Source organism: Sphingomonas sp. A2-49 (assembly GCF_025548555.1).
Taxonomy (GTDB): domain Bacteria; phylum Pseudomonadota; class Alphaproteobacteria; order Sphingomonadales; family Sphingomonadaceae; genus Sphingomonas.
Genome location: NZ_JAJLPA010000014.1, coordinates 66670 through 88854 on the forward strand (window position 1 = coordinate 66670; position 22185 = coordinate 88854).

At 69.6% G+C, this 22185-nt stretch carries 21 protein-coding genes; 7 read left to right on the forward strand and 14 right to left on the reverse strand.

The window, feature by feature from the left end; translation table 11 throughout:
• The first annotated feature begins 56 nt into the window (after positions 1 to 56).
• Positions 57 to 911, forward strand: coding sequence for a 3-mercaptopyruvate sulfurtransferase (sseA, locus tag LPN01_RS12140; protein ID WP_262828683.1), 855 nt, complete (start codon positions 57 to 59; stop codon positions 909 to 911).
• Positions 901 to 2103: a cystathionine beta-lyase gene (gene metC, locus LPN01_RS12145; protein ID WP_262828684.1), complete on the forward strand. Its 1203-nt coding sequence runs from the start codon at positions 901 to 903 to the stop codon at positions 2101 to 2103. The genes sseA and metC overlap by 11 nt, the downstream gene beginning before the upstream one ends.
• 355 nt (positions 2104 to 2458) lie before the next feature.
• Here metC and LPN01_RS12150 read toward each other — a convergent pair whose 3' ends face one another.
• The 7 genes from LPN01_RS12150 to LPN01_RS12180 form a co-directional block, all read right to left on the reverse strand.
• Complete coding sequence (locus LPN01_RS12150) at positions 2459 to 2872, reverse strand: DUF3035 domain-containing protein (RefSeq protein ID WP_262828685.1); 414 nt, start codon at positions 2870 to 2872, stop codon at positions 2459 to 2461.
• Complete coding sequence (lspA, locus tag LPN01_RS12155) at positions 2865 to 3374, reverse strand: signal peptidase II (protein ID WP_262828686.1); 510 nt, start codon at positions 3372 to 3374, stop codon at positions 2865 to 2867. The genes LPN01_RS12150 and lspA overlap by 8 nt, the downstream gene beginning before the upstream one ends.
• Positions 3367 to 6168, reverse strand: coding sequence for an isoleucine--tRNA ligase (gene ileS, locus LPN01_RS12160; RefSeq protein ID WP_262828687.1), 2802 nt, complete (start codon positions 6166 to 6168; stop codon positions 3367 to 3369). The genes lspA and ileS overlap by 8 nt, the downstream gene beginning before the upstream one ends.
• 39 nt (positions 6169 to 6207) lie before the next feature.
• Positions 6208 to 7137 carry a bifunctional riboflavin kinase/FAD synthetase gene (locus LPN01_RS12165; protein WP_262828688.1) on the reverse strand — a complete coding sequence of 310 codons (930 nt, stop codon included), beginning with the start codon at positions 7135 to 7137 and terminating at the stop codon, positions 6208 to 6210.
• A gap of 93 nt (positions 7138 to 7230) precedes the next feature.
• Positions 7231 to 7878: an energy transducer TonB gene (locus LPN01_RS12170; protein ID WP_262828689.1), complete on the reverse strand. Its 648-nt coding sequence runs from the start codon at positions 7876 to 7878 to the stop codon at positions 7231 to 7233.
• A 63-nt stretch (positions 7879 to 7941) separates the two neighbouring features.
• Entirely contained in the window at positions 7942 to 8409 is a 468-nt protein-coding gene (locus tag LPN01_RS12175; RefSeq protein ID WP_262828690.1) for a dihydrofolate reductase, read from the reverse strand.
• Positions 8406 to 9200, reverse strand: a complete 795-nt coding sequence (locus LPN01_RS12180) for a thymidylate synthase (protein WP_262828691.1) — start codon at positions 9198 to 9200, stop codon at positions 8406 to 8408. The genes LPN01_RS12175 and LPN01_RS12180 overlap by 4 nt, the downstream gene beginning before the upstream one ends.
• Here LPN01_RS12180 and LPN01_RS12185 point away from each other — a divergent pair.
• On the forward strand, positions 9199 to 9690 hold the full coding sequence (locus LPN01_RS12185) for a JAB domain-containing protein (protein ID WP_262828692.1): 492 nt from the start codon (positions 9199 to 9201) through the stop codon (positions 9688 to 9690). The genes LPN01_RS12180 and LPN01_RS12185 overlap by 2 nt on opposite strands.
• Before the next feature lie 7 nt (positions 9691 to 9697).
• Here the strand turns inward: LPN01_RS12185 and LPN01_RS12190 are convergent, their stop codons facing one another.
• The 3 genes from LPN01_RS12190 to LPN01_RS12200 are packed head-to-tail and all read right to left on the reverse strand — an operon-like array spanning position 9698 to position 14129.
• On the reverse strand, positions 9698 to 10429 hold the full coding sequence (locus LPN01_RS12190) for a class I SAM-dependent methyltransferase (RefSeq protein ID WP_410482827.1): 732 nt from the start codon (positions 10427 to 10429) through the stop codon (positions 9698 to 9700).
• Positions 10426 to 11553, reverse strand: a complete 1128-nt coding sequence (gene prfB, locus LPN01_RS12195; RefSeq protein WP_262828693.1) for a peptide chain release factor 2 — start codon at positions 11551 to 11553, stop codon at positions 10426 to 10428. Before prfB ends, LPN01_RS12190 begins: the two co-directional genes overlap by 4 nt.
• A 56-nt stretch (positions 11554 to 11609) precedes the next feature.
• Positions 11610 to 14129 carry a penicillin-binding protein 1A gene (locus LPN01_RS12200; RefSeq protein WP_262828694.1) on the reverse strand — a complete coding sequence of 840 codons (2520 nt, stop codon included), beginning with the start codon at positions 14127 to 14129 and terminating at the stop codon, positions 11610 to 11612.
• Positions 14130 to 14319: 190 nt separating this feature from the next.
• Here LPN01_RS12200 and LPN01_RS12205 point away from each other — a divergent pair, with 190 nt between their 5' ends.
• The 4 genes from LPN01_RS12205 (at position 14320) to LPN01_RS12220 (ending at position 18300) form a co-directional block, all read left to right on the forward strand.
• Complete coding sequence (locus LPN01_RS12205) at positions 14320 to 15669, forward strand: M48 family metalloprotease (protein ID WP_262828695.1); 1350 nt, start codon at positions 14320 to 14322, stop codon at positions 15667 to 15669.
• Positions 15666 to 16379, forward strand: a complete 714-nt coding sequence (locus LPN01_RS12210; RefSeq protein WP_262828696.1) for a DsbA family protein — start codon at positions 15666 to 15668, stop codon at positions 16377 to 16379. Before LPN01_RS12205 ends, LPN01_RS12210 begins: the two co-directional genes overlap by 4 nt.
• A gap of 198 nt (positions 16380 to 16577) precedes the next feature.
• Complete coding sequence (locus LPN01_RS12215) at positions 16578 to 17507, forward strand: ABC transporter ATP-binding protein (protein WP_262828697.1); 930 nt, start codon at positions 16578 to 16580, stop codon at positions 17505 to 17507.
• A 31-nt stretch (positions 17508 to 17538) separates the two neighbouring features.
• A complete protein-coding gene (locus LPN01_RS12220) occupies positions 17539 to 18300 on the forward strand; it encodes an ABC transporter permease (protein WP_262828698.1) in 762 nt (253 codons plus the stop codon).
• Here LPN01_RS12220 and LPN01_RS12225 read toward each other — a convergent pair.
• From LPN01_RS12225 to LPN01_RS12240, 4 genes are all read right to left on the reverse strand, one after another.
• Positions 18272 to 19009 carry a CPBP family intramembrane glutamic endopeptidase gene (locus LPN01_RS12225; RefSeq protein WP_262828699.1) on the reverse strand — a complete coding sequence of 246 codons (738 nt, stop codon included), beginning with the start codon at positions 19007 to 19009 and terminating at the stop codon, positions 18272 to 18274. The genes LPN01_RS12220 and LPN01_RS12225 overlap by 29 nt on opposite strands.
• 284 nt (positions 19010 to 19293) lie before the next feature.
• Entirely contained in the window at positions 19294 to 20256 is a 963-nt protein-coding gene (gene glpX / locus LPN01_RS12230) for a class II fructose-bisphosphatase (protein WP_262828700.1), read from the reverse strand.
• A 230-nt stretch (positions 20257 to 20486) separates the two neighbouring features.
• Complete coding sequence (dapD, locus tag LPN01_RS12235; protein ID WP_262828701.1) at positions 20487 to 21299, reverse strand: 2,3,4,5-tetrahydropyridine-2,6-dicarboxylate N-succinyltransferase; 813 nt, start codon at positions 21297 to 21299, stop codon at positions 20487 to 20489.
• Positions 21296 to 21961, reverse strand: a complete 666-nt coding sequence (locus LPN01_RS12240) for a pyrimidine 5'-nucleotidase (RefSeq protein WP_262828702.1) — start codon at positions 21959 to 21961, stop codon at positions 21296 to 21298. Before LPN01_RS12240 ends, dapD begins: the two co-directional genes overlap by 4 nt.
• Positions 21962 to 22185 lie beyond the last annotated feature (224 nt).

Consider the following 22185-nt stretch of genomic DNA (forward strand, 5'->3'; position numbering starts at 1 on the left):
CACTCCTCCCCAGTCGTAGGCCCGACCAGATCGTGTGAACGTAGGGAGAGTGTGTGATGGACGCGTTGGTGACGACCGAATGGCTGGCCGGTGAACTCGGCGCAAGCGACCTGCGGGTGGTCGATGCCACCTATCTGGACGCCGCGCTCGGCCGCGATGCCGCCGCCGAATACGAGGCCGCGCACATCCCCGGCGCCGTCTTCATGAACCTCGGCGAATTGCGCGACACCGACAGCGACCTGCCGATGATGCTGCCGACCGCGGAGAAATTCGCCAGCCGGATGCAGAGCCTCGGACTCGGCGACGGCAGCCGCATCGTGCTGTACGATTCGTCGCCATGGCATACCGCCGCCCGCGCGTGGTGGATGCTGCGCACCTTCGGCGCGCATGACGTCGCGATCCTCGACGGCGGCCTCGCCAAGTGGCGCGCCGAGGGCCGCGAGACGGCGAGCGGCAAGGAAACGCTGCGTCATCGCCACTTCACCGTCTGGGCCGACTCCAAGAACGTCCGCACGCTCGACCAGATGAAGGCGAACGTCGACAGCGGCGCCGAACAGGTGCTCGACGCGCGCTCGGCGGCACGCTTCACCGGCGAGGAGCCCGATCCGCGCCCGGCGACGCATGCCGGCCATATCCCCGGATCGCACAACCTGCCCTATACCGCGATCTTCAACGCCGACGGCACGTGGAAGCGCGGCGATTCGCTGAAGGCGGCGTTCGCGGGCGCGGGGATCGACATCGACCGGCCGATCGCGCTCACCTGCGGCTCGGGCGTCACCGCCTCGACGCTGGCGTTCGGTCTGCACTTGCTGGGCAAGGACGCCGCGCTGTACGACGGCAGCTGGTCGGAATGGGGAGCGGACCGCTCGACGCCAAAGGCCATGGGAGCCCGCGAGACCGTTGACGGATAGCAGCAAGACCGATTCCCCGCTGGGCGACGCGACACGCGTCGTCCAGGCCGGGCGTCGCCCCGAATGGACCGGCGGGATCGTCAACCCGCCGGTCTGGCGCGCGTCGACGATCCTCTACGACAGCATCGCGGATCTGCGCGCGAATGCCGGCCGCGATACCCACCACCGCCTCTATTACGGCCGCCGCGGCACGCCGACGCAATGGAGCCTCGCCGACGCGCTGACCTCGCTGGAGCCGGGCGCCGAGGCGACCTTCCTCTACCCCTCGGGTGTGGCGGCGATCGCCGCGGCGTTGCTGTCGGTGCTGTCGCCGGGCGACGAATTGCTGCTGGTCGACAGCGCCTACGATCCCACCCGCGGCCAAGCGATGCAATTGCTCAAGCGGTTCGGCATCACGACGCGCTTCTACGATCCGCTGATCGGCGCGGGGATCGCCGAGCTGATCGGGCCGGCGACCAGGGCGATCTTCATGGAAAGCCCCGGCAGCCTGACCTTCGAGGTGCAGGACGTGCCGGCGATCGTCGCCGTCGCGAAGGCGCACGGCCTGGTGACGCTGCTCGACAACACCTGGGCGACGCCGCTGTTCTTCCCGGCGATCGAAAAGGGCATCGACCTGACGATCCTCGCCGCGACCAAATATGTCGTCGGCCACTCCGACGTCATGCTGGGGTCGGTCACCGCCGCGCCCGGCCATTTTGCGAAACTGCGCGACATGAGCCACCTGCTCGGCCAGGTCGCCTCGCCCGACGACTGCTGGCTCGGCAGCCGCGGCCTGCGCACGATGGCGGTCCGCCTCGCCCAGCATCAGCGCAGCGCGCTCGAGATCGCGCACTGGCTCGCCGCGCGGCCCGAAGTGGCGCGCGTGCTGCACCCCGCCCTGCCCGATTGTCCCGGCCACGCGATCTGGGCACGCGACTTCAAGGGGTCGAGCGGCCTGTTCAGTGTCGTGCTGAACGGCGGCGACGAGGCCGCGCGCGCGGCGCTGATCGATGCGCTCGACCTGTTCGGGATCGGCTATAGCTGGGGCGGGTTCGAAAGCCTCGCGATCCCCGCCGATCCGGCCCGCATCCGCACCGCCGCGCCGCGCGACTATGCCGGGCCGCTGGTCCGGTTGCAGATCGGACTGGAGGACACCGCCGACCTGATCGCCGATCTCGACCGCGGGCTGGCGGCGTTCCGCGCGGCTGTATAGACTACCCCCGGCCGATACATCGCGTCACCCAGGAACCGTTCCGGGGGGGCCACCTACCCGCCGCCGAGCGGACGGAGGCTCACGCCGATCGCCCCACCGCGCAGTGGACCCCGGTACACGTCCGGGGTGACGGAACGCGCGCTTATAAGTGGTGCGTCGGCGCAGGGCGTTGCGGGGACCGGCAATGTTCCGCGGGGTTTGCAAGGCCGTCTTCGCCCCAGGACACCGCGTCACCCCGGGCTCGTTCCGGGGTCCACCGACCCGCTGGCGAGCGGCCGGAGGCTCATGCCGATCGCCACGCCGCGCCGTGAACCCCGGTACACGTCCGGGGTGACGGCACGCATGCGGACCCGCGTTACTTCTTAGCCGAAGCCCGCGCGTCCTGCCCGTCGCCCTCGGGCGCGGCGACGATGTCGCGGGTGGTCGCGCCCTTGTCGACGACGTTGGTCGACGGATCGCCGACCGACGAGCGGATGCCGGTATCGGCGGTGTCGCCGCCGGCCTGGTTGACGACGCCGTTCTCCGCCGCGCTGCGCTGCGTGTTGCCGCCGAACAGCGCCTCCAGCGTCTGCGCCTGGCTGGCGCTGTCCTGCGGGCGTGCGGCGCCGGGCTGCGGCGGCACCAGCGAATAGTCGGGCGGGATCACCAGCGGTGCCTGCCGTGCGACCGCGAATTCGTCGGGGCGCGCCCGGTCGTAGCCGCGCTTGCCGCAGCCGGACAGGAGGGCGACGCAGATGACGCCGGCGAGGAGCGGAACGGACTTACGCATGGGGATTCTCCGAGGGAATATCGCGCTTGTCGCGCATCAGGAGCGCGCGGACAAGCAGCACCAGCACGCCGACGGTGATCGCCGCATCGGCGACATTGAAGACGAGGAACGGGCGCCAGTCGCCGAAGTGCAGGTCGGCGAAATCGACGACATAGCCGAAGCGCATGCGGTCGACGATATTGCCGAGCGCGCCCCCCAGGATCGCTCCCAGCGCCATCTGGTCGGCGCGCTGCGGCTCGCGCGTCATCCACACCGCGACCGCGACCGCGATCGCGCCGGTCATCGCGACCAGCGCCCAGCGCATCGTGTCGCTGTCGGCGTGCAGCAGCCCCAGCGAGATCCCGTGATTGGCGACGAAGCGCAGGTTGAAGAAGGGGGTGATCGCCCGTTCCGCCGTCAGCGCGTCGAGCCGCAGCACGTCGGTGATCGCGAATTTCGACGCCTGGTCGGCGATGAACAGCAATGCGGCGGTGACGAGGCCCGCGGCCGGCACATTACGCATCGCCGACGACGCTCTCGCACCGGTCGCACAGCGCGCCGTCCGCGGTCACTTCGGGCAGGTGCCGCCAGCACCGGCCACACTTCAGATATTCGGTCCGCGTCACGCCGACGTCCTCGCCCCGGTGCACGCGCGCGACGATGAACGTCTCGGCCAGCGCCTCCGCAGACAGTGGCAGCTCGGGCACCGTCACCTCGGCCTCAAGGCTCGATCGTACCGTCTTTTCGCGGCGCAACGGCTCGATCGCCTCGGTCACCGTCGCACGCAGGCGGCGGACGTCGGCCCAGTCGGTGCCGAGCGGCACGTCACCCGGCAGCGCGGGCAGGTCGGGCCATTCGAGGAAATGCACCGATCCGTCGTCGCTCGGGAACCGGGCCTGCCACACCTCCTCGGCGGTGAAGCACAGGATCGGGGCGGCATAGCGCACCAGCGCGTGGAACAGCACGTCGAGCACCGTCCGGTACGCCCGCCGCGTCGGATCGGTCGCCGCGTCGCAATAGAGCGAATCCTTGCGGATATCGAAGAAGAAGGCGGACAGGTCCTCGTTGGCGAAGTCGGTCAGGCGCCGCAGGTAGCGGTTGAGTTCATACGCCTCCGCCGCCTCGCGCAGGTCCATGTCGAGCTGGCCGAGCAGCGTCAGCACGTAGCGTTCCAGCTCGGGCATCGCCTCCACCGCGACGCGTTCCGCCTCGTCGAAGCTGTCGAGCGCACCGAGCAGGTAGCGGAAGGTGTTGCGCAGCTTGCGATAGCCGTCGGAGGCGGTGCCCAGCACCTCCTTGCCGATCCGCACGTCGTCGAAATAGTCGGTCGAGGCGACCCACATGCGCAGGATGTCGGCGCCGCTTTCGCCGATCACCTTCAACGGATCGACGACGTTGCCCAGGCTCTTGGACATCTTGCGCCCCTGCCCGTCGAGCGCGAAGCCGTGCGTCAGCACCGCGTCATAGGGCGCGCGACCGCGCGTGCCGCAGCTTTCGAGCAGCGACGACTGGAACCAGCCGCGATGCTGGTCGCTGCCCTCGAGGTACAGGTTGGCGCGTACGTCCGCGCCGTAGCGCGCCTCGACGGTGAAGACATGCGTCGATCCGCTGTCGAACCACACGTCGAGGATGTCGTTCTGCGGCTCATAGTCCGCCAGATCGTGCTCCGCGCCGAGCAGCGCCTGATGATCCGCGGTGAACCACGCGTCGGCGCCGCTGGTGCGGAAGGCCTCGACGATGCGGGCGTTGACCGCCGGATCGTTGAGATACTCGCCGCTCGCGCGGTCGACGTACAGCGCGATCGGCACGCCCCAGGCGCGCTGGCGGCTGATGACCCAGTCGGGCCGCCCCTCCACCATCGAACGGATGCGGTTCTGCGACCGCGCCGGCACCCAGCGGGTGTGCTCGATCGCGTCGAGCGCGGTCTCGCGCAGTGTCGCGCCGTTGCTCGCGGCCCCTTCGCCGTCGTTGAGGATCGGCCGGTCCATCGGGATGAACCATTGCGGCGTGGCGCGGAAGATCACCTTCGCCTTCGACCGCCACGAATGCGGATAGCTGTGCGCGAAATCGTCGCTCGCCGACAGCAGCGCCCCCGCCGCGCGCAGGTCGGTACAGATCGGGCCGTCGCTCGCGACGAACTTCTTGTTGATGACGCTGCCCTGCCCGCCGAGCCAGCCCCAGTCGGCGCGGTACATGCCCGCGCCGTCGACCGCGAACACCGGCTCCAGCCCGTGCGCCTTGCACAACAGGAAATCGTCCTCGCCATGGTCGGGCGCCATGTGGACGAGGCCCGTACCGGCATCGCGCGTCACGAACTCGCCCGGCAGGAACGGCCTCGGCCGCGCGAAGAAGCCGCCGAGCGCGTGCATCGGGTGCAGCGCGGTCGCGCCCTCCAGCGCCGCGCCCTTCACCAGCGCGACGAACTCCTCCATCTTCAGCCCGGTGCGCTTCGAGAACGCCCCCATCAGGTTTTCCTCGACGAGGAACCGCCGGCCGCCACAGGCGAACAGCACGTAGTCGAGCGCCGGATTGTAGGCGAGCGCCTGGTTGACGGGGATCGTCCACGGCGTCGTGGTCCAGATCACCGCGGTGGCGCCGACCAGGATCTCCGCCTCGGGCGCCGACGCGATCTCGAACCCGACGTCGATCTGGGTCGAGACGATATCCTCATATTCGACCTCGGCCTCGGCCAGCGCGGTCTTTTCGATTGGCGACCACATCACCGGCTTGGCGCCGCGATACAGCTGGCCGCTCTCGGCGAACTTGAGCAATTCGCCGACGATCGCCGCCTCGGCATCGAAGTTCATGGTCAGATAGGGATCGGCCCAGTCGCCCATCACGCCCAGCCGCGCGAACTGGTCGCGCTGCACGCCCACCCAGCGGTCGGCATAGGCGCGGCATTCGGCGCGGAACTGCGCGACCGGCACCTCGTCCTTGTTCTGCTTCTTCGCCCGGTACGCCTCCTCGACCTTCCACTCGATCGGCAGGCCGTGGCAGTCCCAGCCGGGCACGTAGGGCGCGTCCTTGCCCATCAGCGACTGGCTGCGGACGATGATGTCCTTCAGCACCTTGTTCATCGCATGGCCCATGTGGATGTCGCCGTTGGCGTAGGGCGGGCCGTCGTGCAGGATGAACCGCTCGCGCCCGGCGCGCTGCTCGCGCAGCCGGTCGTAGACGCCGATCCGCGCCCAGCGCTCCAGGATCGCCGGCTCCTTCGCGGCGAGCCCCGCCTTCATCGGAAAGTCGGTCTTCGGCAGGAAGACGGTGTCGCGCCAGTCTTTCGGCGCGGCGGGGGCGGTATCGGGGGCGTCGCTCATAGATGGCGCGGCATTAGCCCAAGGGGGTGTGCGTGTCACTCACCATGCAGCGAGCGCGGCGCGGGCGCGTTCGCAGTCCGCCGCCATCTGCGCCATCAGCGGTTCGAGGCCGTCGAACCTCACTTCGGGGCGCAGATAGTCGATCAGCGCCACCTCGATCGGCTGGCCGTACAGGTCGCCCGAGAAGTCGAAGAAATAGGGTTCGAGCAGCTCCTTGGGCGGATCGAACGTCGGCCGGATCCCCAGGTTCGCCGCCCCCTTCAGCACCCGCCCGTCGGCGAGCCGGCCCAGCACCGCATAGATGCCATAGGCGGGGCGCAGATATTTGCCCATGTCGACGTTGGCGGTCGGATAGCCGATCGTGCGGCCGACCTTGTCGCCGTGCTGCACCACCCCCTCAATCGCGAACGGGCGGGTGAGCAGCCGCGCCGCGACCTGCGGTTCGCCGCCACGCAGCGCGTCGCGGATGCGTGTCGACGACACGGTCTCGCCGTCGAGCGTCACCGCGCCGACCGTCTCGGCGACGAAACCGTGCGCCGCACCGCGCGCGGCGAGCAGCCGCACGTCGCCGCCCTTCGCCCGGCCGAAGGTGAAATCCTCGCCCGTCACCACCCCGGCGACACGCAGATTCGCGTGCAGCCGCTCGGCGATGAACGTTTCCGCCGACAGCCGCGCCAGCGCGCCATCGAAGTGCAGCACCACCATGGCATCGACCCCGGCGGCGGCGAACAGCCGCTGGCGCTGGTCGAGCGTCGTCAGCCGGAACGGCGGCGCGTCGGGGCGGAAGTGGCGGACCGGATGCGGATCGAAGGTCGCGACCAGCGCCGGCCGCCCCTCGGCGCGCGCGCGCGCGACCGCGCGACCGACCACCGCCTGGTGACCGAGGTGAAAGCCATCGAAATTGCCGACCGCGACGATCCCCCCGGCCAGATGCGGCGGAACCACCGAGCCGCCGTCCAGCCGCTCCATCCGCCGCGCCTTAGGGGCGGGTGGCGCGAGGGGCAACAGCGGGCGGCATGGCGCGGGTCAGCATGCGGAGGATGAGCCGCTCCGCCGCGTATGCTAACGTCGAGCCGAACTCGAAGGCAAGGTGGTCACCAGCGTTGCCGTCAGATAGCGGACCGCAGCCGGCGGCACATCGGCCGACCGGGTTTTCGGCGCGGGCAGGACGAGCGCCTGCCGTACATAGGCGCAGGCGGCGCGGTCGCCGGCACCGCTGCCGCTCGATTCCAGGATGTCGCAGGCGACGATCCGCCCCGCCGCATCCGACACCAGCCGCGCCCTGACCGGCGTGCGATAGTCCGGCGGCATCCGCGAAACCCGCATGGGCAGGTCGATCGTCGAACGCGGCTGATGCTCGCTGACGCCCCACGAAACGACCGCCCGCAATTCGCCCGCTATCGCCGCACCGGCGGCGTCCCGGGCCGGCGCCACGCGCGCCCGCGTCCGATAGAGCGTGCAGCTGCGCGCATCGAGCAGCGGATGGCCGCTCGTTTCCGTCACGTCGCACCCGGTGATTGCGCCGTCGGCCGCGACGCGCAGGCGGATCGAGGCAATGCCATATTCTTCCCGCCGCAGTGATTCGACCGGATAGTCGTTGTAATCCAAAATCTTGTCGGGATTCAGGAGGCGCGGCGGCACGGCACCGGGCACCTCACTGACCGCAGGCGCCACCATCTGCATCATTATGAACGCCAGCATCATCGGCATCGTCCCCTTCCCCGGCACCGCGCGCCGACCGGGTCGGACGCTGAACCATGACTCCGGGAAACGCTAGCCGCGCACCAACGTCACGAAGCTGTAGGCGGGACGCCCCCCTTCGGCGGTGAAAGCCTCGCGCGCGATCTCGCGCCAGCCGGTGAACGGCGGCACCCGAGCATCGCCCGCGAAGATGCCGTGCACCTCGGTCAGCTCGATCCGGTCGGCACGGGCCAGGAACAGCGCGAACACCTCCGCGCCGCCGATCACAGCGACCTCGTCGCCGGCCAGCGCCAGCGCCGCCTCGGTCGAGTGCGCCACCTCCGCCCCCGCGGCCGACCAGTGCGGATCGCGCGTCAGCACGATGTGCCGCCGCCCCGGCAGCGGTGCCGGAAACCCCTCGAACGTCTTGCGCCCCATCACCATCGGCCGGCCCATCGTCTGCGCCTTGAACCGCCTGAGGTCGGCGGGCAGCCGCCATGGCAGCTGCCCGTCGCACCCGATCACGCCATCGTCGGCGCGCGCCAGATGAAAGCTTATCACACCGCCACCGGCGCCTTGATATGCGGCTGCGCCACATAGTCATGGAGGACGAAATCCTCGTACGCATAGGCGTCGATCGCCGGCGGCGTGCGCACGATCTCCAGCCGCGGCAGCGGGCCGGGATCGCGCTTCAGCTGCAACCGCGCCTGGTCGAGGTGATTCGCATAGAGGTGGCAATCGCCGCCGGTCCAGACGAACTCGCCGACCGCCAGCCCGCATTGCTGCGCCAGCATGTGCGTCAGCAGGGCATAGCTCGCGAGGTTGAACGGCACGCCCAGGAACACGTCGGCCGACCGCTGGTAGAGTTGCAGCGACAGCCGCCCGTTCGCGACATGCGTCTGGAACAGGCAGTGGCACGGCGCCAGCGCCATCGCGTGCAGGTCGCCGGGATTCCACGCCGACACGATCTGGCGACGCGAGGCGGGCTTGGTGCGGATCTGGTCGATCAGCTCGCGGATCTGGTCGATGTGGCGGCCGTCCGCCGTCTCCCAGTCGCGCCACTGCTTGCCGTACACCGGGCCGAGATCGCCCGAGGCGTCCGCCCATTCGTCCCAGATGCTCACCCGCTGGTCCTGCAACCAGCGCACGTTGGTGTCGCCGCGCAGGAACCAGAGCAGTTCGATGATGATCGAGCGCAGATGTAGCTTCTTGGTGGTCAGGACCGGAAAGCCCTGCGCGAGGTCGAAGCGCATCTGCGCGCCGAACACCGACAGCGTGCCGGTGCCGGTGCGGTCCATCTGTTCGGCGCCGCCGGTCAGGATACGGTCCATGAGGTCGAGATACTGGCGCATGCGGGCGGACCTACCCGCTCGTCGGCCGCTCGCCAAGCATGGCGCCGTATTGGAGGCGGTTTCGCGTGCCTGCCGCACCGCCGCAGGCGACACGCGTGCGATGGACATCGCCTCCGCTCCGCCCCGCGTCGCCGACGCCCGCGCCGCTGCCGCGCTGGTCGCCGACCTCGGCATCGGCCCGCTGGAACGCGCCGCGGTCCTGTATCTCGATCCGGAATGGAGGTTTCTCGGCCGCGCGGACTTCGCCGGCAGCGCGGACAGCGTCGCGCCGCCGCTGCGCACGGTCGTCGGCGAGGCGTTGCGACTCGGCGCGTCCGCCCTCGTGCTGGCGCATGGCCATCCGAGCGGCACGATCGCGCCGAGCGCCGCCGACCTTGCCTATACGCGGTTGTTGGGACGGGTGGCGGCGGCGGTCGACCTGCGGCTGGTCGATCACCTGATCGTCGCGGGCGGGCGGATCGCCAGCCTGCGCGACGACGGCTGGATGTAGCGGCCGGTCAGTCCTTCAGCACGCAGGGCTTGATCGCCGCGGGCTCGGGCCGCGGCCCTTCGGCGCGGAACGTCGCCATATAGCCCCCGGCGGAAGGCATTTCGGCCGTCGCGACCTGCCGATAGCCCACCGCCTCGAACTCGCAGCGCAGCAGCGCGGGCGGCGTGCCGTGGTTCTGCGTCTGGCGGTTCGCGTCGACCACCACGACCAGCCCGTCGGGCTTCAGCGACGGGCGCAGGCGCCAAAGGAATTCGTACGGCTGTGCGATCTCGTGATACATGTGCACCATCAGCACGCGGTCGAAGCTGGCGTCGGGCAGCTTGGGATCCGCGGGCGCGCCCAGCCGGACCGACACATTCTCCAGATCCTCGCGCGCGACGCGTTCGGCGAGCGTATCGCGCACGCCCGCGACGATGTCCTCGGCCAGCACGCGCCCGGTCCGGCCGACGCGGCTCGCCAGCCGGATCGTGTAATAGCCCTCGCCCGCGCCGATGTCGGCGACGGTCATCCCCTTGGCGATGCCGGCCTTGTCCATCACCTCGGCCGCCTCGTTCAGCCGGTCGCGCGCCTCCTCGTTCGACCAGCGCGACGATACGATGTGCGCGACGGGGCGATCGGCGGCGGGGAACGGCGCGGGCTTTTCCTCGCGCTTGATGAGCGGCTTGGACCCGTCGCACGCCGTCGATGCCAGGCACAGCCCGGCGATCGCCACGCCGGTCAGGATCCGCGCGAGGCTCAATCGACGTCCTCCACCTCGACCTTTTCGCCGGTCACGCGCTGCGACAGCGCCGCCGCCATGAAGGGATCGAGGTCGCCGTCGAGCACGTCGCCCGGCGCGGTAGAGGTCGTGCCGGTGCGCAGGTCCTTCACCAGCTGGTACGGCTGGAGGACGTAGCTGCGGATCTGGTGCCCCCAGCCGATGTCCGTCTTGGTGGCATTCTCCGCATTCGCCGCCTGCTCGCGGATCTGCAACTCGCGCTCGTACAGCCGCGCGCGCAGCTGGTTGTAGGCTTCCGCCTTGTTCTTGTGCTGCGAGCGCTGGTTCTGGCACTGCACGACGATGCCGGTCGGGATATGCGTGATGCGCACCGCCGAATCGGTCGTGTTGATGTGCTGCCCGCCCGCACCGGACGCGCGATAGGTATCGATGCGCAGGTCGCTCTCGTTATATTCGACCTGGATGTCGTCATCGATCACCGGATAGACCCAGACGCTCGAAAAGCTGGTGTGGCGCCGCGCCGCGCTGTCGTACGGGCTGATCCGCACCAGCCGGTGCACGCCGCTTTCGGTCTTGGCATAGCCATAGGCGTTCTCGCCCTTCACCAGCAGCGTCGCCGACTTGATCCCCGCCTGCTCGCCGGCGTGATGGTCGATCAGCTCGACCTTCATGCCGCGCCGCTCGGCCCAGCGCGTGTACATGCGTTGCAGCATGCCCGCCCAGTCCTGGCTCTCGGTGCCGCCGGCGCCCGAATTGATCTCGATATAGGTGTCGTTGGCGTCCGCCTCGCCGGCCAGCAGCGCCTGGATCTTGTCGTGGTCGGCGCGCTTCGCCAGCGCGGCGAGCGCCTCGACGCCCTCCAGCTCCATCGCGGTGTCGCCTTCGGCCTCGGCCATTTCGATCAGCTCGACCGTGTCGTCCATCTCCGACTGGATCGCGCGCGTCGCGGTCACCGCCTCGTCCAGCCGGCGACGCTCGCGCATCACCTCCTGCGCGGCCTTGGGATCGTTCCACAGCGCCTGGTCCTCGACGCGGGCGTTCAGCTCGTCGAGACGGCGCAGCGCACGGTCCCAGTCGAGGAACCGGCGCAGCAGCGCCAGCGCCTCTTTGATGCTGTCGACGTGGGATTGCGCTTCGGCGCGCATGGAAACTCTCCGGTGAAACAGGATGGCGGCTGCACCCGCCCATATAGGAAGCGGCGCTAGTAGATTCCGCCTTCCCTTTGCAAGAAATCGCTGTCGCGCGGCGCATTCGTCGCCCGCGCCGGTGCCGCGGTGGCGGTCGCCGCGGGGGTCGGGCCGCCGCGATGGATGGCGCGGCGCGGCTCGCTCTGCGGCTTGAACGCTTCCCAGATCACCCCCGCCTTGGGATCGGTATCGGTCGGGAAGGTGCCGTAGACGGGCCGGCCGCTGCCGCGGTCGATGCGTACCATGCGGATCCCCGCCGGCGCGCGGAACGGCAGCTTTTCGAGGCCTTCGTAGGCCTTTACCGCGAATTCCTTGAAGATCGGCGCAGCGAAGGTGCCGCCCTGCGCATAGCCGCCAAGGTTGGTCGGCGTGTCGTAGCCGACGTACAGCCCGCCGACGAATTGCGGCGTGCCGCCCACGAACCAGACGTCGGTCGGGCCGGTCGTGGTGCCGGTCTTGCCGAACATCGGCCGGTCGAGGTCGCGCAGCACCACCGCGGTGCCGCGCTGGATGACGCCTTCGGTGATATGCACCATCTGGTATGCGGTCATCGCGTCGATCACCTGGCGGGTGCGATCGCCCGGCCGCGGCATCGCCTTGCCGTTCCAGTCGCGGGCGTTGCAGCCGTCGCAGGCGCGCCAGTTCTCGGGCAGCACGACCTTGCCGTGGCGGTCCTGGACGAAGTCGATCAGCGTCGGGCTGTGCGCGCGGCCGTTGTTGGCCAGCGTCGCATAGGCGTTGACCATCCGGGTGACCGTGGTGACGCCGGCGCCCAGCGCATTGGCGAGATAGGGCTGGTAATCGCCCACCCCCATCCGCTTCATCACGTCGACGACCTTGGGCATGCCCGTCGTCGCGGCGGCGCGGACGGTCATCAGGTTGCGCGACTGTTCGATGCCCCAGCGCATCGTATGCGGGCCGGCGGCGCGCATGTTGCCGAAGTTGCGGAAGCACTTCTGCCCCAGCCGCGCGCCCTGATAGACGCAGAACGGGCCGTCGACGATGATCGACGCGGGGGTCATGCCGTTTTCGAGCGCGGCGGAATAGACGATCGGCTTGATCGTCGATCCGGGCTGGCGCAGCGCCTGCGTCGCGCGGTTGAATGCCTGCAACCGGCTGTCGAAGCCGCCCTGCATCGCCAGCACGCGGCCCGTCGCCGGCTCCTCGACGACGAAGCCGCCGGAAATCCTGGGCACGGACCGCAGGGCATAGACCCCGCCCTCCGGCGCGACCGCGATGATGTCGCCCGCCCTGATCGCCGCGAAGCTGGTGCCGCCCTTGCCACGCACCGGCATCTGCGCCGCCCGGCGCGGCAGCGTGCCGGTCTTGCCGTCGGCGAAGCCGATCGTCCACGCATCGCCGTCGCGCGCGATCGCGATCCCGGCGCGCCAGTCGCCGTAATCCACGCCGATGTTGGTGTTGAGCAGCGTCTGCAACCAGGCGTCACCGTCGATGTCCTTGTGCGTGATCGGCCCCGACCAGCCGCGCCCGCGGTCGTAGCGCAACAGGCCGTCGCGCAGCGCCTGCGCCGCCAGGTCCTGCAACCGCGTGTCGAGCGACGTGCGCACCCACAGGCCGCCGTCATAGACGCTGTACGGCCCGTCCGCCGCCTTTTCGCCGAACCGGCCGATCAGCTGGCGCCGCACCTCCTCGACGAAATAGCCGCCGACACGTTCGAACTTCGGCGTCCGGCGCAGGATCGTGCCGAGCGGCTCGGCCACCGCGGCGTCGTGCTGCGCCTGGCTGATGAAGCCGTTCTTAAGCATCTCGCGCAGCACATAGTCGCGCCGCGTCATCGCGCGGTCGGCGTGGCGCACCGGATCGTAGTTCGACGGCCCCTTGGGCAGGATCGCCAGATAGGCGAGCTGCGCCAGGTCGAGCTCGTCGAGTTCCTTGTCGAAATAGGCGTGCGCGGCCGCCTCCACCCCGAACGCGTTGCGTCCCAGCGCAATCTGGTTGAGGTACAGCTCGAGGATCTGCGGCTTGGTCAGCGCATCCTCGATCTTATAGGCGAGGATCGCCTCCTTGAGCTTGCGGGTCGGAGAATACTCGTTCCCGATCAACAGGTTCTTGGCCACCTGTTGCGTGATGGTCGAACCGCCCTTGGCGCGGCGGCCGGTGCCGAACTTGCGCGCATAGTCGACCACCGCGCCGGCCAGCCCCGGATAGTCGACGCCGTGATGCTCGAAGAACGTCTTGTCCTCCGCCGCCAGAAACGCGCGCACCAGCAACGGCGGATATTCGGCGAACGACAGCTCGACACGCCGCTCGCGCGCGTAGGTCTGGATCGGCGTCCCGTCGACGCCGCGAACGTTGGTGGGCAGCGGCGGTTCGTAGGTGCGCAGCTGGTCGACCGAGGGCAACGTGCGCAGGATCGTCGCCCACAGCACGCCGTACGCGATGGCGGCCAGCACCGCCAGCACCGCGAGTGCCTTGACCCACCACCGTCCCCAAGACCGGCGTAAGAGCCCGCCCGCGCCGCCGCGCTCGCGGAATGCGGTCGAACGATCGATGGGGGGGATGTCGGACGCCATGCTACTGGATGCGCGTGTAGCAGGTTCGCGGGACGTTGCCAGCCTCGGGCCATCGCGACCGCGTGGCGTGGCGTAGCGTGGCGTGGCGTGGCGTCGCGCCGCCCCCGCTCACGCGGCGTTCACCCGGACATCCCCAAGGTTTCGTCGTGACCTCGCCCGCCCCCTCGCCTATGCTGCGCCGGTGCCAGCCATGAAGCGCCTCGCCCTCGCCGCCATCGCCACGCTTCTCGCCGCGCAGCCGGCGCAGGCCCAGTCGATCCTGCGCGATGCGGAGACGGAGGCGATGTTCGCCGACATGTCGGTGCCGCTGGTGAAGGCCGCCGGCCTGTCGCCCCGCGACGTCAAGGTCGTGCTCATCAACGACGATTCGATCAACGCCTTCGTCGTCGGCGGCCAGACGGTCTACGTCCATTCGGGGCTGCTCCAGGCGGCGGTCAACGCCAACCAGGTGCAGGGCGTGATCGCGCACGAACTGGGGCATATCGCCGACGGCCACGTCGTGCTCGCCGACAACGGCATCAAGCCGGCGATGCACATCACCTTGCTGTCGATGGTCCTCGGCCTCGCCGCGGTCGCGGCCGGCGCGGGCGAGGCGGGCGCCGGGCTGATGGCGCTCGGCCAGTCCGCCGGCATGGCGAAATACCTGTCGTTCAGCCGCACGCAGGAATCGGCGGCCGACGCCGCCGGCGCGCGCTTCCTCACCACCGCGGGCATTACCGGCAAGGGCATGCTCAGCTTCTTCAAGACGTTGCAGCAGCAGGAATATCGTTACGGTGTCGAGAATATCGATCCGTTCATGCAGACGCATCCCCTGTCGGGCGAGCGGATCGCGCATCTGTCGGCGGACCTCCAGGCCTCGCCCGCGTGGAGCAAGCCCTCCGACCCCGCGCTGGAAGAACGCTTCCGCCGGGTGAAGGCGAAGCTGGAGGGCTATGTGCTGACGCCCGACCGGACGATGAAGGACTTTCCCGACACCGATACCAGCATCTACGCGCATTATGCGCGCGCCTATGCCTGGCACAAGGCGGGCTATCCGGACAAGGCGGACGCCGAATCGCTTGCGCTGCTGAAGGCGGATCCGAACGACCCCTATTTCCAGGAGATCCGCGGCCAGATCCTGCTGGAGGCGGGGCGGCCGCGCGACGCGATCGCACCGCTGCGCGCGGCGACCGACGGGACGCGCAACAACCCGCTGATCGCCACCACCTTCGGCCACGCGCTGATCGCGACGGAGGACAAGGCGAACTATCCCGAGGCGATCCGGGTGCTGCGCGTCGCCACCGGCCGCGACGACGAGAATCCGTTCGCCTGGTACCAGCTCGGCACCGCCTACGAACTGACCGGCGACACCGCCCGCGCCGCGCTCGCCACCGCGGAACGCGCCAGCATGCAGGGCGATCACCGCACCGCCGCACAGAGCGCGCGCTACGCCCTCGCCAACATTCCCGCCAACACGTCCGACTGGATCCGCGCGCAGGACATCGCCATGGCCGCGCAGAACGACATGGACGACAACCCCAAGAAGTATAAGAAACGTTGAAAAACAGCATATTGCTCGCCGTTGCAAGCCTCGGCGTCGTGATCGGGGCGGCCGCCGTCTGGAGCTACGACCACTTCGCCGCTCCCGGCGGGCCCGACCGGGTCCGGATCGAACGCGTCGTCCACGATTACGTGCTCGCGCATCCCGAGATCATCCCGCAGGCGATGCAGCGTCTTCAGGACCGCCAGTCGGGCGAGCTGGTCGCCGCCAATCGCGCCGCGATCACCACGCCGTTCGGCAGCGCCTGGGCCGGCAATCCAAAGGGCGACGTCACGCTGGTCGAATATTTCGACTACAATTGCGGCTATTGCCGCGCCTCGCTGCCGATGATCGCCGACCTGTTGCGCCGCGATCCCAAGCTGCGCGTCGTCTATCGCGACCTGCCGATCCTGTCGGACGAAAGCCGCGTCGCCGCGCGCGCCAGCCTCGCCGCGGCGCAGCAGGGCAGGTTCCAGGGCTTCCACGACGCGCTCTACGCCGGCGGCCCGGTCAGCGACGCCTCGATCCGGGCGGCGGCGGCGAAGGCGGGGGTGTCGCTCGCCGCGATCGACACCGCGCGCGTCGATGCCGAGATCGCCAACAACATGCAGACCGCGGCGAAGCTCGGCATGAACGGCACGCCCAGCTGGGTGATCGGCGACCGCATCCTGTCCGGCGCGCTCCCGATCGAGGAGATCGAACGGGCCATCGCGGCGGCACGGGGGACGTAAATCGTTCCTCCCCGGCACGGGGAGGGGGACCGTTCGCGCAGCGAATGGTGGAGGGGGGCCTCCGCGCGCGTCGCGGCCGTACCCCCCCTCCGTCACCGCTACGCGGCGCCACCTTCCCGTGCCGGGGAGGAACCGCGGTTCACAACCCCTAGCGATCCCCCACCCCGCCCCCTATCTCCCGCGCAACCGGGGGACCCAATGCCAGAACCGATCCTCGCCGTCGCCGGCGTGTCCAAGACGTACAAAGGCGGCTTCACCGCACTGCACAGCGTCGACCTGACGATCGAGCGGGGCGAGATCTTCGCGTTGCTCGGGCCGAACGGCGCGGGCAAGACGACGCTCATCAGCATCATCTGCGGCATCGTCACCCCCTCGACGGGGACGATCACCGTCGCCGGCCACGATGCGCTCGTCGACTACAAGGCCGCGCGCCGCCGCATCGGCCTCGTCCCGCAGGAACTGTCGGTCGACATGTTCGAGACCGTGCTGGCCACCGTCACCTTCTCGCGCCGCCTGTTCGGCCGGTCGGGGCACAGCGGCTATATCGAACAGGTGCTGCGCGACCTGTCGCTGTGGGACAAGCGCGATGCGAAGATCATGGAATTGTCCGGCGGCATGAAGCGGCGCGTGCTGATCGCCAAGGCGCTCGCGCACGAGCCGGAGATCCTGTTCCTCGACGAGCCCACCGCCGGCGTCGACGTCGCGCTGCGCCGCGACATGTGGAAGCTGGTCCATGGTCTGCGCGAGCGCGGCACGACGATCATCCTGACGACGCATTACATCGAGGAGGCCGAGGAGATGGCCGATCGCGTCGGCGTCATCGACAAGGGCCGGCTGCTGCTGGTCGACGAAAAGGCCGCGCTGATGAAGAAACTCGGCAAGCGCGAGCTCGACCTCGCGCTGGTCGAGCCGCTCGATGCGGTGCCGCCCGGCCTCGACCGCTGGCAGCTGAGCCTCGTCAACGACGGCCGCACGCTGCGCTACGTGTTCGACGCGACCGAGGAACATACCGGCATCCCGTCGCTGCTGCGCGAACTCGCCGACCGGCATATCGCGTTCAAGGATCTCGAAACCAGCAAGTCCAGCCTCGAGGACATCTTCGTCGATCTGGTGGGGGAACGGGCATGACCGGCACGACTTTCCGAAGGGGCGCGCGCGCATGAACCTCCATGGCGTCTGGGCGATCTATCGCTTCGAAATGGCGCGCGCGCTGCGCACGCTCTGGCAGAGCCTCGTCGCGCCGGTGCTGACGACCAGCCTGTATTTCATCGTCTTCGGCGGCGCGATCGGCAGCCGCATGCAGACCGTCGACGGCGTCGGCTACGGCAGCTTCATCGTCCCCGGCCTCATCATGCTGTCGCTGCTGACGCAGAGCGTCGGCAACGCGTCGATCGGCATCTACTTCCCCAAGTTCACCGGCACGATCTTCGAATTGCTGTCGGCGCCGGTGTCGGCGATGGAGATGGTGCTGGGCTATGTCGGCGCGGCGGCGACCAAGTCGGTCGTGCTGGGCGTCATCATCCTCGCGACATCGGCCTTCTTCGTACCGATCCGGGTGCTGCACCCCGGCGCGATGGTGGCGTTCCTGCTGCTCACCGCGATCGCGTTCAGCCTGTTCGGCTTCATCCTCGGTATCTGGGCGAAGAGCTTCGAACAGCTCAACTTCGTGCCCATGCTCTTGATAACGCCCCTGACGTTCCTCGGTGGCAGCTTCTATTCGATCGACATGCTGCCGCCGGCGTGGCGGACGGTCAGCCTGTTCAACCCGGTCGTCTACCTCGTCAGCGGCTTCCGCTGGAGCTTCTTCGGCAAGGGCGACGTCGACATCGCGGTCAGCCTCGGCGTGACGCTGGGGTTCCTCGTCGCCTGCCTCGCGGTGATCGCGTGGATCTTCAAGAGCGGCTGGCGTCTGAAGAACTGACCCGCCGTCGCCGCAGCCGTGCACTCAGCGCCGGTCGCAGCACCAGCGCGTTGAGGTCGGTCAGCACATGGACCGCGATCGACAAGAACAGCGCGCCGCTGCCCATGTACAGCGCGGCGAGCAGCCCGCCGCCGACGAACGTCGCCGCGATCCCGGCCGGCCCCTGATAGCGGTGCATCGCCGCGAAGGCGATCGTGGCGAGAACCGTCCCCGCCGTCCCCGAACCGGTGCCGAGCGCGACGATCAGGGGCAGCCACAGCCGGTAGAACAGCTCCTCCGCGATCCCCGCCGACACCGCCAGCACCGCGGCGGGCCACAGGTCGGCATCGCTGGCCGGCATGATCGATCGGGCGTCGCCCGCGGTCCACGGCGCCCTGCCCCGCCGCGCCCGCCACCACGTCAGTACGAGCCCCAGCACGCTGCCGCCGCCCAGCCCGACCATCACCAGCAAAGGCCCGATGGAGCCGGGCGGCACGCCCGCCGCCTGCGCCAGCGGCAGGAATGCGTCCGGCAGCCGCGCGATCCCGCCGATCTGCCCGATCGCAAGCAGCCCGATCAGTGCCGGGACGCCGTAGCCCAGCCACAGCGATACCGCCCAGCGCAGGTGCCGCGCCCGCAGCGCGGGCCGCGGCGGCGCGAACATCCGCCCCCGCCACAGCAGCACGCCCTGATAGGCGAGCGTCAGGACCATGAGGACGGGGACGAGCATGCAGCGGTCCTAGCGCACGTGCGCGCGATCGCCACCCGCTCGCTGACCCGCCGCATGATGGCTGGGGGGGTGTCGACGCGAGCGCGAAGGCGCCCCCGCCTCCATCCGCCCTGCCGCCCTGATGGCGCATGGCGACGCTTGCAACTGGGGTCCGGCCACTATCGACGAACGACAGCTCCCGCCTCGGTCGCCATCACCCCGCTGGCGCCCGGCGGTCGCCGGTGCGGCCCATCCCCGGGACGCCGCAGCGATGGCGGATTTATCACCGCGCACCGCCGCCCCACTCACATGGTGCGGTGTTCGCCCTTCACCCAGCGCACCGTGCCGGTGGAGGCGCGCATCACGACGCTTTCAGTCGTCATCTTGCCCTTGCGGCGCTTGACGCCCTCCAACAGCGATCCGTCGGTGACGCCGGTGGCGGCGAAGATGCAGTCGCCCTTGGCCAGTTCCTCGAGGTCATATTGCTTGTCGAGGTCGGCGATGCCCCATTTGCGGGCGCGGGCGCGCTCGTCGTCGTTGCGGAACAGCAGCCGCCCCTTGAACTGGCCGCCGACGCAGCGCAGCGCGGCGCAGGCGAGGACGCCTTCCGGCGCGCCGCCCGATCCCATGTAGACGTCGATCGTCGTGTCGGGATCGGCGGTCGCGATCACGCCGGCGACGTCGCCGTCGCCGATCAGCATCACGCCGCAACCGATGCCGCGCAGCTCGGCGATCAGCGCCTCGTGCCGCGGCCGGTCGAGGACGCAGGCGATGATGTCGCCGGGCGCGACGCCCTTGGCGGCGGCGATGGCGGTGACGTTCTCGGTCGGCGTGCGGTCGAGGTCGATGACGCCGGCGGGCAGGCCGGGACCGACCGCGATCTTGTCCATATAGACGTCGGGCGCGTTGAGCAGGCCGCCCTTTTCCGCGATCGCCAGCACGGCGAGGCTGTTCGGCCCCGCCTTGGCGCAGATCGTGGTGCCCTCCAGCGGATCGAGCGCGATGTCGATCGCCGGGCCGTTGCCGGTGCCGACCTTCTCGCCGATGAACAGCATGGGCGCCTCGTCGCGCTCGCCCTCGCCGATCACGACAGTGCCGTCGATATCGAGTTCGTTGAGCGCCTCGCGCATCGCCTCGACCGCGGCGGCGTCCGCGGCCTTTTCGTCGCCGCGGCCGGTCAGCGTCGATGCGGCGATCGCAGCCGCCTCGGTGACGCGGACCATTTCGAGGACGAGGACGCGGTCGAGAAGCGTGCTGGCGACGGACATGCGGTTACCCTCTGTTTAACGTGTATAACAAAGCGATACGCGCGTGGCGCCGGATTGTCGAGCGACAAGCGCCGCGCGGTTGGCGGGGTGCCGGGACCGGTCGCGCCCTCACGTCGCCGCGAAGGCCGGGACCCGGGAGGGACGGGCCCTCCGCTCATCGCCGGCGCTTGCAATCCGGACCCCGGCCTTCGCCGGGGTTGAGCGCTATCCGTATGCCGCGCCCGGCCGGTTCAGTCGCGGAGCAGCTCGTTGATGCTGGTCTTGCTGCGCGTCTGGGCGTCGACGCGCTTGACGATGACCGCGCAATAGAGCGCGGGCTTGCCGTCGCCCCCGCCGGTCGATCCCGGCACCACCACGGCATAGGGCGGCACCTCGCCCTTGAACACCTCGCCGGTGGCGCGATCGACGATCTTGGTCGACGCGCCCAGATAGACGCCCATCGACAGCACCGCGCCCTCGCCGACGCGCACGCCCTCGGCCACCTCGGCGCGTGCGCCGATGAACGCACCATCGCCGATGATGACGGGATCGGCCTGCAACGGTTCGAGCACGCCGCCGATGCCCGCGCCGCCCGACAGGTGGACGTTGCGGCCGATCTGCGCGCAGCTGCCGACCGTCGCCCAGGTGTCGACCATCGTGCCCTCGCCGACATGGGCGCCGATGTTTACGAAGCTCGGCATCAGGATCGCGCCCTTGCCGATGAAGGCGCCGCGGCGCACGACGCTGCCCGGCACCGCGCGGAAGCCGGCCGTGCGGAACGCCGCCTCGTCCCAGTCGGCGAACTTCAGCGGCACCTTGTCGAAATGGCCCGATGGCATCACGACATTGTCGTTGAGGCGGAAGCTCAGCAGCACCGCCTTCTTGAGCCACTGGTTGACCCGCCAGCCGCCCGCGCCGTCGGGTTCGGCGACGCGCGCCTCGCCGGCATCGAGCAGCGCCAGCGCCGCCTCCACCGCGTCGCGGACCGCGCCGGTGGTGCCGAAGCCGAGCGCGGCGCGATCCTCCCACGCGGTGTCGATGACGGTCGCCAGATCCTGGCTCATGATGCCTCCATGATGTGCTGCAGCCACGGCGCGAGGTCGTGGACGGTGAAGTCGATATGGTCGCGCGCCGCCTCGGGCCCCTGTTCGGAGCCGTTGTCGACCCAGATCGTGGTCATCCCGATCGCCTTGGCGGGGGCGAGGTTGCGCGCCATGTCCTCGAAAAAGGCGGCGCGCGTCGGCGCGATGCCGAACGCCGCGCACAGGCCGGCGTAGGCGGACGGATGCGGCTTGGGGACGAGGTCCATCGCATGGATGTCGTGGATCGCCTCGAAGCTTTCGCCGAGGCCGATGCGGTCGAGCACCTTGAGGGCGTAGGGCTTGTCGCCGTTGGTGAAGACCAGCTTGCGGCCCGGCAATCGCGCGATGGCGGCGGCGAGCGGCGCGTCCTCCTCCAGCACGTCCATCTCGACGTCGTGCACCTCGGCCAGGAAATCGTGCGGATCGACGCCGTGATCGGCCATCAGCCCGGTCAGCGTCGTACCGTGGCGGTGGAAATAGTCCTTCTGCACGACCCGCGCCTCCGCCTCCGGCAGGCCGAGGCGGCGCGCGACATAGGCGGTCATCCGTGCGTCGATCCGCGCAAACAGGTTGGCGCGCGCCGGATACAGCGTATTGTCGAGGTCGAAGATCCAGGTGTCGATCGAGGCAAGGCGGGCGTGCATGCCCGGCGCGTCTAGGCGGCCCGCACCGCCGGCACAAGGCGACGCGCGCGCTTTCCGGGGGCCCGTGGATTAAGTGACTGGAAAGCGATCGTCCGATAGGACGACGGAACAGGTGGAAGGGGGATGATGCGGGCGACGCGCTGGTTACTGAACGGTGTCGCGACGGGCGCCGCGCTCGGCGTCGCCGCGTGCGGTGGCGCCGGCGGCGGCGTCAACGGCACCCC